The sequence below is a fragment of the Paenibacillus sp. 01T422 genome, from assembly GCF_056398785.1.
The window spans coordinates 1-11,410 of the sequence record NZ_JBFTQB010000169.1 but is presented as its reverse complement, the minus strand read 5'-3'; the positions used below and the strand labels follow the sequence as shown (position 1 = coordinate 11,410).

Genomic DNA, 11,410 nt, shown 5'->3' with positions numbered 1-11,410 from the left:
AACTAATAGCATAAGCCTCCATTAGACTAATTCCTAAAAACATAAGGAAGTATGCTTTTAAACTTAAGTCTGAAACGGATTTCGTTTTCAGAATTTGAATAATTTGAGGAATCCAACCTAAAGAAAGAATAAGTCCACCAATTAGTTGCATGACAGAATACAGCATCAAATAGCACCTCACGGATTTCTTTATACTGTATATTCGGCCAGCCCATGCATGGTGATCATCTTTCTTTTTCGTTAGCGCAATGATTCGTGCCATATTTTATGTAGCATAAGATTATTTTCTTCCCCCAGGCCAACTCCGCGTTATTTTACTCAATACTTCTCCAGTACACCTTATCGGGGCAAAAAGCTTTTAATTCTAAAATAAATTATAAGAGTAGCGGCTAACCAGACTAACAGCTCCCCAATTGAAATTAACCCATGTTCTCCTTTATTTCTGCAACTTGTTTGTTCAATTCATCTATTTTACGATGTAGTTCATCATCTGTTCGTTTTCTCAACTCGTACGCTTTTATAAAGCGATATAGCAGATAGATCAATGCCCATGGTGATAAGAAAAACAGAAAATTCGCAATTTGTCCAACTATGTATAATGACATTAGTATCCCTCCCAAATAGAACATACCATATATTGGATTATTCGGGGAGGTATTTGTATAAAATCTATCTGATCTTTATGAAGTTATCCTAACTTAAGCAGTTAAATTCTATATCATTAACCTCCCGTTACTTAAACGGAAGTAGGGAGCAGCTGCCGCGTGGCGGTGAGCTGCTCCCTGGTTATTGCGTTATACTTTCCCGTTAGCTTATACTATGTTCTTTTAATAAGCCATGGGGTATTGGCCGTTCATTTTGAAGAAGGAAGTCAAATCCATTCGTAAGGTAAGGTTATACCAATTTTATGTGTTCTTCTGCTGGCACAGCTCTATTTCGTTGCCAGTCAACTGAAGCCCCGAGAATCCCCCCAACTTAACATAACAGCTGCAATCCGTAATGAATCATCCACGACAGTCGAATATTGCTTCAACACCATTTGGTGAAAAATATACTCTAGTTCTTTCTGTATTATGTACATGAAGGCGCAATGAATTAGAGGATGAGGTTAGTTACTCAGTCAGTGTATTCCCTTTGTAAAATCGAATAGACCGCACTAATAAACCGTCTCCCTGAAATGCAGCGCGCCGCGGAAACGCCGGATGTCTCTGATCGGGGGCTCACCGAACATACGCGCGTATTCGCGGCTAAAGTGTGAGGGACTCTCATAGCCGACCTGGAAAGCGGCATCGGCCGCTTCTATCGTTGCGGAAAGGAGAAGGCGGCGTGCCTCCTGCAGCCTGAGTTGCTTCTGGTACTGAATCGGGCTCATCGCCGTTACTTCCTTGAAGTAATAATACAAGGATGAGGCGCTCATGCGGGCCTCTGCGGCTAATTCGTCAATGCGCAGAGGCAGTGCGAAATCGCGGTTAAGCCGCGCAATTGCCTTCGCGATCCGATGCGCATGGCTGCCGAATAAAGCGAACTGCTTGATCATATCGCCTTGTTCGTTCTGGAGAATCCGGTAAATGATCTCACGGATGGCATACGGCGCAAGTACCGGAATGTCGTGCGGCGCATCCAGCAGTCGGACAAGTCTCAGCACGGCATCGTGGAGCGTGTCGTTCATTCGGCTTATCACCAGGCCTCGCCCTGATTCACGCTTGGGTCTCTCGGCTTCATCGGAGGATTGGATGACATCGAGAATTTGATTCATGTCAAATTGCAGCTGTAAACATAAGTACGGCGCTTCCGGCGAAGCCTCCACCACTTGACCGGTAATCGGCAAATGTACGGAAGCCGCCAAATAGTTAGCTGGATTGTACTGGTAGCTCTTCTGCCCCAACAGGACAACCTTTGAGCCCTGCGCCACGACACATAGAGAGGGCTCATATACCGTATGGACCGGCTCGGATACCCGGGACTCGCGAATAAAGCGCAAGGTGGGAATCGCCGTGTTATGCGTGCCGTCATTTTTTGTGAATCRCTGTATCACCTGTGCTAATTCTTCCCTCCGTTTCACGGGACTTTTATCCATGTTTATCGCCTCCCCCGGTTTTATCTCATGATCCTAACTTATCACCTTTTGGAGTATTAGGCAATTGAAGTGCACCTTCCGGCTACCGCCCTACTTTCAAATAGCATCATAATGAGTTTGTACCACGAGGGAATGATTCGCACACGGAAGGAGAGGATGGAATGACTACCGGTAATGCACACCCACATCCCTATGTCGGAATGTGGGTGACGAAGGATGGATATATCAGGCATGAGCTGATGCCGAACGGACGATACGACGAAGCCCGCGGCAATCGCAAGAGCGCTTATCAAGGTCGTTATACCATCGAAGGCGATCATATTGAATATGTGGATGACACGGGGTTCACGGCAGACGGCGATTTTCGAGACGGTGTGCTGTACCATGCGGGTATGGTGCTCTATCGGGAAGAGTAGCGGCAGCTGTTTGTAACGGAATACCGTTGGATCCAGTTAATTAGCTGCTGCAAAAAGATCGTTGTCGACAAAGCTCAGCAAAAGCCAGGGTTACTTTTATTAAAATGAAGGAGAGATGATACAATGTCTACTATTAACGGAAAAGTTATTGTTATTACGGGCGCTAGCAGTGGGATCGGCGAAGCGGCGGCGCGTCTGCTTGCCAGTCAGGGCGCTCATGTCGTCATCGGCGCCAGACGCTTGGAGRGACTGGAGACTCTAGCATTCACCATTCGTGCAGAAGGCGGTTCGGTGGCGCATCTACAGCTCGATGTGACGGAGTTTAATCAGATGGAGGCGATTATCCGCTTGGCTAAAAGCCGGTTCGGACGCCTCGATGTCATTGTGAACAATGCCGGCGTCATGCCGCTATCGCCCCTAGAATCCTTGAAGATCGATGAATGGAACCGCATGATCGACGTCAATATCCGCGGTGTTCTCCATGGTATTGCCGCAGGGCTTCCGGTCATGAAAGAGCAAGGTTTCGGCCAATTCGTCAACGTGGCTTCCATCGGCGCTTACGCGGTATCCCCAACGGCAGCAGTGTACTGCGCCACAAAATATGCTGTTCGGGCAATCACAGAAGGATTGCGGCAGGAGGTTGGACGCGATATTCGCGTGACGCTCGTATCCCCGGGCGTGACGGAAAGCGAACTTGCCGACAGCATTTCGGATGAAAAGGCAAGACAACTTATGAAGGAGTATCGCCGCGATGCGATTCCGGCGTCCGCCATCGCTCGCGCCATAGCGTTTGCCATCGAGCAACCGGCTGACGTTGATGTTAACGAACTCGTTGTCAGACCGACCGCTCAGCTTGCTTGAAAATCGCCGCCCAACTTCTGTCAGAGGAAGTTGGGCGGCGTTACAGATCACAAATAAAGCTATTCTGCCCGTTCGTATAGCTGAAAGAGGCCGCCAACTTTGTCGGCGACCTGGTGAAGAGGTGCTATCGTTCCTCTTTAGCTTAGCCCTTGAAGTATCTCATTTTAACTCGATAACAAAACTGGCTGATCCTTCTTCAAGGAAAGTCAATTCTTCATAATGGATATGGAAACCTGAGAAAAGATCATTATAGGCAATTGATAACATTTGCTTGGCTAAAGAAATTAATCCCTCTTTGTTTGCCTCAATTATAAATTCGTTTCCCATATTAGTTGCTTTTATTTCGAAATTGCCTTTTCCGGCTAGAGAACCCGTAACAGCTAAATTTAGGGTTATGTTTTGAATAATACTAAGCTAGTAATCTTCCACTTTTTCATACAACTTTTCTAAAATCATCTCTTATACTTCTTCTTATCGTTTTTTCCATAATGTAACGACAAAAGAGGTTTTTCCCATCGAGCTTTTTGCCTCAATTTCCCCGCCTTGTAATTTAACGATACTTTTAGCAATAGCAAGTCCTAGGCCTGATCCGCCCGTATATTCTGAACGTGACTTTTCTGGCTCTTCGCTATACTTCGTGGGAAAAAGAGCGATTTGACATGGAGCACGGGCATGATTTCAAGCGAAAGGGCGAAACCACAAGGGTTTCGTATGGCAGGCCAGCCTAGCATGCCCGCCACTCCATATAAAATCACAGTCTATTTTACCCATGTAAAGCAGCGAGGAAGCAGTTTTATTTTGCAGTGGTAATCTGTCAATTAGCCTTTCTGTTCTAATGTCTTTCCAGGCATCACAATCCAAAAAAAGAATACTGTTTGAACATTACATGTCTTCCTGGCCTGTTTCAGCACAAGCTATATACCAACCCAAACCATTTAAAAGATGGGCAAAATAATCCTCATCTCTCCGCTACCTGTTCTCTAAGCTAATTTGTGTAGTTCCTTTAAAGTCGTTTCATACCCCTGTCTAAAGCATAAAATTTGATTTTGGGTATAAAGTAAAGTAATATAGATATATCGCAAATTAACAATATCCATTTGTTCGATTAGTTTATACTCATTCCAAGCAATAGATTTTAATAAGATCAGAAAGGGGCGGGCACCGTTGAATCGGGAATCAAATATGATAAATGACGAACAGGCAGTTGAAATTTTCAAGGCTCTGTCAAATCAAATAAGAGTAAATATTCTGCAAATGTTGAAAGAACCTGATAATAACTTTTCCACGCTGGCCCATGTCATCACAGAAAAAGGTTTTGATGGCGGGGTTTGTGTTAGTGATATTCACAGCAAAGTAGGACTATCACAGTCCACTACCTCCCAGTATTTGTCTATCCTATTGCAAAGCGGGCTGGTGGAAATGAAACGAATTGGACAATGGACTTATTATCGACGCAATGAGGAAACCATTAAACAGTTTGAAAAGTATATAAGCTTAAAAATATAACCTTTAAGGATGACCAAGGGTGAGTTTTCAAAATGATCGTGCCTATAACAGCATGTACCAGAAAGACATCCTGACACTCGGGCTTATCCTCCCGACTGCCAGGATGTCTAAAAATCCGATTATGGAGAATCAGCTGGAGCTTGCCCGTAAAATTGAGGAATATGGCTTTGCTTCTTTATGGCTCCGTGATATTACAATGCAGAATTTGTTGCGTTAGTGACAGGAAGTGTAGTTCTCCCTTTGCGCCACCCCGTCAGGATAGCCAAGGAAGCTGCATCAATCGATCAATTGTTTCCAGGTTGATTGATTATGGGAGTGGCATCGGGGGACAATCCACAGCCACGCCGGGCTGATCGATAGTACAGATATGAGGTTAATCCCAAAGCCTGTATCTCCGATTCCGATCATTGTGACTGGATTTAGCAATCAGTCTATCAATTGGATAGCCAGGAATGCGGATGGGTGGCTTCAATACCCAAGCCCTTCTCTCAAAGCTTATTCATCGATTTATTGGAAAATCCCGATGAGATGCCTGTCCCCATATCTTTAGGCTATTCCGTGGGAAGAAACCGTTTAGTTGATCTCCTTCATCAATTTCAAGCGATTGTTGTCAACCATTTGGCGATTGTTCTGTATTTTTCCAAGCGCCCTCCAGATGAAGTAATCCAGGAACTTGGAGAATTTGTTTTACCCTACTTTCCAACCCATAAAGGTACAGGCCAGCTTTTAAAAATTTAATTGTTATATAAAGGGAGGAAAAATTATGACAAAGAATATAGAACTTTCAGTACTAGACCCCTCCCCAATTGTCGAGGGAGGATCAGCCGAACGTTCCCTTCAAAACACACTTGATCTAGCAAAGAAAACAGAGCAGTGGGGTTATAAACGGTTTTGGCTTGCTGAACATCATAATTGGGCAGGAATGGCGAGTTCAGCATCCCCGATCGTAATTGGACGAGTAGCCTCTGTCACGGAAAAAATGCGTATTGGATCAGGCGCAATGCTGCTTTCCCATTATTCTTCTCTTTCCGTGGCTGAGCAATTCGGAACATTAGAAACCTTCTTCCCTGGCCGGATCGACCTTGGATTGGGGCGGGCACCCGGCACCGACCAATATACAGCAAATGTATTGCGGCAGCGGGTTGCTGATGAACCTGGATTTGATGCCCGGCTTCAGGAGCTTATCGCATATCTTTATGGTACAGGAACAGCCACTAAGAATGGTTCATTTAGCTTTCACGCCATTCCCGGTGAAAAAACAAATGTGCCAATTTGGCTGTTAGGTTCGGGGTCTTATAGTGCACAATTGGCTGGAATACTTGGGTTACCATTCTCTTTCGCGGGACATTTTGCTCCAGGTAACATGATGGAGGCCATAAAACTGTACCGGGATTATTTTCGTCCATCTCAATTTTTGAAGGAGCCTTATGTACTGTTAGCCGTTCAAGTGGTGGCTGCTGATGAGAAACAGGAGGCACAAAGGCTTGCCACTTCGATGTATCAAAAATTTCTTTTGTTAACCCGCGGAAAGCCTTCGCCCATTTTGCCTCCTGTTGATAATATGGACGAGCTTTGGAACGATAATGAACGTAGGGCGGTTGAAGAACAGCTTTTCACTTCCATCATCGGGGACCCTGCAGGTGTGAAGCAGCAGCTCCATGAGTTAATAGAAAAGACTGACGCTGATGAAATTATGGCTCATACAGAGATTTTTGATCATAAGGCACGGCTGCGCTCTTATGAAATTTTGGCTCAGGCTGCAGTAAATTAAACAGTGTCTACTCTAATAAAGGATGTATTTTCTGCAGATATTAAATCAGTTAAATTAATGTGATTTAGATTGAAGCAGTAAAAGAAGACAAAGAAAACAACCTATAAATTCTTTTATAGGTTTGAAACGAAATTTTTAAAGAAAGAAGATGAGCATATGCCTAAAAATGATACAAAACAAATTACGGATATTTCATTCTCGGTCCTGGATCTCTCTCCTATTGCAGATGGAAGTACGCCGGCTGATTCTTTTCGCAATACTTTGGAGCTGGCCCGGCTCGCTGAAAAGCTGGGGTATAACCGATATTGGCTCGCTGAGCATCATAATATGCCATTTATCGCCAGCTCTGCAACATCGGTAGTCATTTCCCATGTTGCATCAGGAACATCAAAAATCCGGGTAGGTTCAGGCGGCATTATGCTGCCGAATCATGCACCTCTTGTTATTGCTGAGCAATTTGGTACTCTGGAATCATTATATCCAGGACGTATTGATCTTGGCTTGGGCCGTGCACCAGGCACTGATCAGCTTACCGCACGTGCATTAAGACGTGACTTGAGAAGTTCAGGAGAAGATTTCCCTGAGCAGCTGGCTGAGCTCCGGAATTACTTTGACCCTTCCCTGGCACAAGGACATAGTCATGTTAAAGCAATTCCGGGCGAAGGATTAAACATACCTATTTGGCTGTTAGGTTCAAGCGGATACAGTGCCCAGCTGGCAGGAGAGCTTGGACTGCCGTTTGCATTTGCGAGCCATTTCTCGCCGCATAACACACTGCCGGCTATCCAGCTGTATCGCCGTTCGTTTAAGCCTTCTAAAGTACTGGACAAGCCGCATGCAATGGTAGGGCTAAACATCATTGCGGCCGACACAGATCAAGAAGCTGAGCGGCTCGCTACAACATTGCAGCAGCAGTTCTTGAATTTGATGCGCGGGAAGGAAGTCCCACTGCAGCCGCCAGTGGATAATATTAATGATATAGCGAAAGACTATGAAATAGCTGCCCTTGAGAATCAATTAGGAACTTCGATTGTCGGCAGTCCTCAAATCGTAAAAGAAAAGCTGGAAAAGTTTTTAGATGAAAGTCAAGCCGATGAAATCATGGCAATCGCCCAGGTTTACGATCATAAGGCTCGCCTCCATTCCTATGAAATATTGGCAGAAATAACTCAGCTAAAGTAGGTCAAAACTGGCCTTATGGCAAGCTTTTAAAATAAGTCCGAATATACGCGCCAACCGTATCGATATTTCGATTTAGAATGACAGCAATACGAATTCGGCTTTCACCAGAAAGAAATAAGAAAATGCACTGATAGCGTTCGTACAACCGTTTATCACTTGTTTCTCTCATAGCCTCTCATAGCCATTTTAACTTCTTCTTCTAATCGCGTTGCTTTATCGTCAAATTAAATGTGGGAGTACTATACTGGCTTCCCTGGATGGTTTCCTATTGTATAAGGGTTCACTTATCTCATTCCATCTCTGCTTCCTTGAATTGTTCAACAAAAAATGGGAATCGTGATGATAATTGTCCTTGCTCAGAAAGTATAAGAATATACCTAATAATAAACAAGACGGAACATTTTAAAGGGGCTGTCCCATAAGTGAGCTTATGGGCAGCCTCTTTGCTATCTATCAATTGTAGTTTTTGCGGGGATGTATCTCCTCTTTTTCATAGATTGAAGCACAAATTGGCCCATCGGCTCTCCATTATCACTTATATCGTCGCTTGATGGAGGGTCTTCAACTTTCCGTCAGGGTCGCGTACCCCTTTTCAGGTGAACTAACCTTCCCATGATTACCTCCTAGTTTGTGTGCTTAATTTATATTTTTAAGATGAAGCAGGCTTTTCAGTTTGAGTTAAGTCACCTCTTTATTATTGGACTGTTGCTGGAATATCTGACAACAAAAAAGGCTATGTACTTAATAATCGCAGGTATAATATTCAGTCCTTAAATGTCATTTTGTCTCCTTCATTTTAATATTTTAATCACGTAATTTTTAACATCTCCTGTATTGTCTCCACAAACCGTTCCTTTCCGTCATATGCACATTAAGTCATACTACCTTAAGGAAGTTCTTAATTTCATTCCATGCATCCCCGCAACTAGGATTGTACCTACTGTGGAGCGTTCACTTGATAAGTTCACAGCGATTCCCGTTCCTAGGCTATATCCCATCGAGACTATTTTCTTATTATCAATATCGCTTCTTTTTGAAAAGTAATCATAAATAGAATTAGCGTCATTGTATAAACTATTCTTACTTGGCTCTCCTTCACTCAGTCCATACGATCTATAATTAATCAGTGCTACAGACCATCCATCTAAACCCTCAGCAATCGATAACATATCAGATACTTCTTCCCCAGAACCGCCAAAGTATATAAGTAGCGGGGCTTCTTTAACACTCGAATTTTTTATAAGCCATCCGTACAAGTTTATATTGTCAGATGTGTTGATTTTAATCTCTTCAGCATCACTATAAAGCAACCTAATCTTTTCAGCAGTAGATTGATCAATTTTTTTAGGTTGGTAAACAAGATGATTAATTTTAATAATTCCGTCTAGATTTTGATAAATAAAGAGGCAAAGAAATAAATAGGAGCCAAGTATTATTGAAAAAGTTAAGGATAGAACTGCAATTGTTTTTCTTGATTTTTTTTGAATGACTCTCATTAAAATAAGAGTTGTAAGTAAAAATAGAATAATGGAACACACAGCGAGAATAGTTATTGTTGATGAATACTTCCTGAATATTTCTAAATCCCCTAACTTATATTGTCCTAAATGCTCAGCCCAATATGTTACTTTGTAAGAGATAATAAAACCTGTTACTCCCAGAATACTCAATAATGTAGAAATTATAGTGAGGAAAAGCACTCGTTTTTTACTAAGCTTCAACTTGCATCCTCCATTCAAGTTTGGCATATAGGAACTAATGGGAACTTCCATCAACGTTACAATATACATATTAGATGTTATAATTTGGAAATTCAATGCACTAATTTTACCTATTCACTAAAATTATTGACATGATTTTTTTGTTCAGTATGCAACAAAAAAAGGCAGTCGCAAGAACTGCCCTTCCATTTATTAGACAACCGTATGTCTTAATATCTGATCTTTAACATTTACAATACTTAATCCCCCGTGATAACAAACCACCGATGCAATGTCTAGAGCTAAATATTTTTTCAAAGAAAGCCGAGCCGCCTTCATATCCAGCGTGGTTGGGGGATGAATTCCCCCAAGTATTCCGTTTACACTATACATCGAATCCCCGGCAATGAGAGTTTTACTCTGTTTCAAATAAAGGCTGATATGACCAGGAGTATGCCCTGGAGTATGGATTACTCGAATCCCGCCACAATAAGGCAGTTCCTGACCGTCTATCAAGATATGATCCACTTTGCCCTTCGGGGGATTCTCCAGGTTTCCGTCTTTCAAAAGAGGTAATTCCCCTTGGATATAAGGCCTATCCAGCTCATGTGCATATACATTAATATTACTTCCACACTCCCGCAAAATCTCAGGAAGACTGCCTATATGATCCAGATCCTGATGCGTCAAAATCACAACTTTTAGTTTGTCGAACAACACGCCTACCATTTCCATGGCCGCGCGCAAATCTTCAATCTGCCCTGGGAATCCTGTGTCAATTAAAACAGCCATTTCTTGATCCCATAAAAGGGTTGGGTGAATAATATTCCCATGAAAATCTAGATGAAGCATTTCTACTCCCTTTGAAATTTCCATAATTTCGGACCTCCATAAAATAAAATTTGTACGTAAAATAATATTATTGCTAAGGTCTAGCTATTGTCAACATCTTCACGATAAATCATCGCTCGACATATCTTATGGTACAGCACTATCCTCCCCTTTCGCTTAATGAGAAATGGAGCAGCTGCCGTGATGGCATCTGCTCCATGAACTGTTTTTACTAACTATTCGCGTTAGCTAACTAGAATTTATAGATAATTTATTTGCCATGAGACTCCGAAGCGGTCATTCAGCCAACCGAATTTTTTACTGAACCCATAATTACCTAATGGCATCAGAGCCTGTCCCCCATCATGAAGTTTCCCATAAAGCTCATCAATTTCCTCCTCAGTGCTACAAGTAACATAAATCGAAAACGAAGGTGTAAAGGAAAATGCATGTTTAACATGACTATCAATGCACATAAACTCCTGCCCTTTTAATGTGAAAGTAGCCTGCATTATGGTTCCTTCTTCCCCAGCTTCACTAGAACCATACCGAACAATACTTGTAATTTCGGAATCCTCAACAAGCGAAGTATAAAAACTCATCGCTTCTTCTGCCTTGCCATCCTGAAACATTAAGAAAGGTATTACCTTCTCCATTGCCTACTCCTCCTTTCATACTATTACATCATATTATATCCAATCTTCTACATTCTGCCCGATTAACGCGGTACCTAAGTTTCGATTGTTTCTCATTTAACATATTCTCCCATTTGATTTATTTGTAATATTAGACGTTTGGCTGCATAAAAGTATTTGTCTTACTTTAATTTCACTGAAAATTGATGCAAAGCCCATGGTAGCCCTCTGAATGTCAGAATACCTCGGTTTACTAAGATCCAGATTCTATAGGTAATAAACCAGTCTCCTACGACTTGATGGAAACTATCAAACATCTTAGCGACGACACTTCCAGCTCTTACAAACCCATTCTCATCCTGTTCATGTTCCAGTTCAGTGACCGCCTTTACAATGACCTCATCCAACGTACACATTTCACTGCCTTTAAC

The 11,410-nt window shown here is 42.5% G+C and carries 15 protein-coding genes and 1 pseudogene; 6 read left to right on the top strand and 10 right to left on the bottom strand.

Annotated elements, in window-relative coordinates; translation table 11 throughout:
* From AC1DUA_RS12045 to AC1DUA_RS12035, 3 genes are all read right to left on the bottom strand, one after another.
* Positions 1-151 (bottom strand): PQ-loop domain-containing transporter (locus AC1DUA_RS12045; protein ID WP_477499980.1); only part of this gene is annotated, 151 nt, incomplete at its 3' end.
* A gap of 268 nt (positions 152-419) precedes the next feature.
* Entirely contained in the window at positions 420-605 is a 186-nt protein-coding gene (locus AC1DUA_RS12040) for a hypothetical protein (RefSeq protein WP_477499977.1), read from the bottom strand.
* A gap of 551 nt (positions 606-1,156) precedes the next feature.
* Positions 1,157-2,077 (bottom strand): AraC family transcriptional regulator, encoded by a 921-nt coding sequence (locus AC1DUA_RS12035; RefSeq protein WP_477499976.1) that lies wholly within the window; start codon positions 2,075-2,077, stop codon positions 1,157-1,159.
* A gap of 161 nt (positions 2,078-2,238) precedes the next feature.
* Here AC1DUA_RS12035 and AC1DUA_RS12030 point away from each other — a divergent pair, with 161 nt between their 5' ends.
* Both AC1DUA_RS12030 and AC1DUA_RS12025 read left to right on the top strand, forming a co-directional pair.
* Positions 2,239-2,493, top strand: a complete 255-nt coding sequence (locus AC1DUA_RS12030) for an Atu4866 domain-containing protein (RefSeq protein WP_477499975.1) — start codon at positions 2,239-2,241, stop codon at positions 2,491-2,493.
* Between the two features lie 123 nt (positions 2,494-2,616).
* A complete protein-coding gene (locus AC1DUA_RS12025; protein ID WP_477499974.1) occupies positions 2,617-3,354 on the top strand; it encodes an SDR family oxidoreductase in 738 nt (245 codons plus the stop codon).
* 159 nt (positions 3,355-3,513) lie between these two features.
* On the opposite strand, the gene AC1DUA_RS12020 is transcribed toward AC1DUA_RS12025, so the two are convergent.
* Positions 3,514-3,681: an Imm32 family immunity protein gene (locus AC1DUA_RS12020; protein WP_477499973.1), complete on the bottom strand. Its 168-nt coding sequence runs from the start codon at positions 3,679-3,681 to the stop codon at positions 3,514-3,516.
* Positions 3,682-3,825: 144 nt separating this feature from the next.
* On the bottom strand, positions 3,826-4,008 hold the full coding sequence (locus tag AC1DUA_RS12015; protein ID WP_477499979.1) for an ATP-binding protein: 183 nt from the start codon (positions 4,006-4,008) through the stop codon (positions 3,826-3,828).
* Between the two features lie 528 nt (positions 4,009-4,536).
* On the opposite strand from AC1DUA_RS12015, the gene AC1DUA_RS12010 reads away from it, so the two are divergent.
* From AC1DUA_RS12010 to AC1DUA_RS11995, 4 genes and pseudogenes are all read left to right on the top strand, one after another.
* Positions 4,537-4,860, top strand: coding sequence for an ArsR/SmtB family transcription factor (locus tag AC1DUA_RS12010; RefSeq protein ID WP_477499978.1), 324 nt, complete (start codon positions 4,537-4,539; stop codon positions 4,858-4,860).
* Between the two features lie 19 nt (positions 4,861-4,879).
* Positions 4,880-5,598: pseudogene (locus AC1DUA_RS12005) on the top strand (LLM class flavin-dependent oxidoreductase).
* A 25-nt stretch (positions 5,599-5,623) separates the two neighbouring features.
* Positions 5,624-6,631, top strand: coding sequence for an LLM class flavin-dependent oxidoreductase (locus AC1DUA_RS12000; protein WP_477499972.1), 1,008 nt, complete (start codon positions 5,624-5,626; stop codon positions 6,629-6,631).
* A 156-nt stretch (positions 6,632-6,787) separates the two neighbouring features.
* The gene (locus tag AC1DUA_RS11995; protein WP_477499971.1) at positions 6,788-7,813 is read left to right on the top strand and encodes an LLM class flavin-dependent oxidoreductase; all 1,026 of its coding nucleotides are present in this window, start codon (positions 6,788-6,790) and stop codon (positions 7,811-7,813) included.
* A 13-nt stretch (positions 7,814-7,826) separates the two neighbouring features.
* Here AC1DUA_RS11995 and AC1DUA_RS11990 read toward each other — a convergent pair whose 3' ends face one another.
* The 5 genes from AC1DUA_RS11990 to AC1DUA_RS11970 all read right to left on the bottom strand — a co-directional run.
* Positions 7,827-7,982 (bottom strand): hypothetical protein, encoded by a 156-nt coding sequence (locus tag AC1DUA_RS11990; protein ID WP_477499970.1) that lies wholly within the window; start codon positions 7,980-7,982, stop codon positions 7,827-7,829.
* A 712-nt stretch (positions 7,983-8,694) separates the two neighbouring features.
* Entirely contained in the window at positions 8,695-9,534 is an 840-nt protein-coding gene (locus AC1DUA_RS11985; RefSeq protein ID WP_477499969.1) for an alpha/beta hydrolase, read from the bottom strand.
* A gap of 192 nt (positions 9,535-9,726) precedes the next feature.
* Positions 9,727-10,389 carry an MBL fold metallo-hydrolase gene (locus AC1DUA_RS11980; protein ID WP_477499968.1) on the bottom strand — a complete coding sequence of 221 codons (663 nt, stop codon included), beginning with the start codon at positions 10,387-10,389 and terminating at the stop codon, positions 9,727-9,729.
* A gap of 215 nt (positions 10,390-10,604) precedes the next feature.
* The gene (locus tag AC1DUA_RS11975) at positions 10,605-11,000 is read right to left on the bottom strand and encodes a VOC family protein (RefSeq protein WP_477499967.1); all 396 of its coding nucleotides are present in this window, start codon (positions 10,998-11,000) and stop codon (positions 10,605-10,607) included.
* A 161-nt stretch (positions 11,001-11,161) separates the two neighbouring features.
* On the bottom strand, positions 11,162-11,410 hold a 249-nt coding region (locus AC1DUA_RS11970), incomplete at its 5' end, for a DUF3658 domain-containing protein (RefSeq protein ID WP_477499966.1).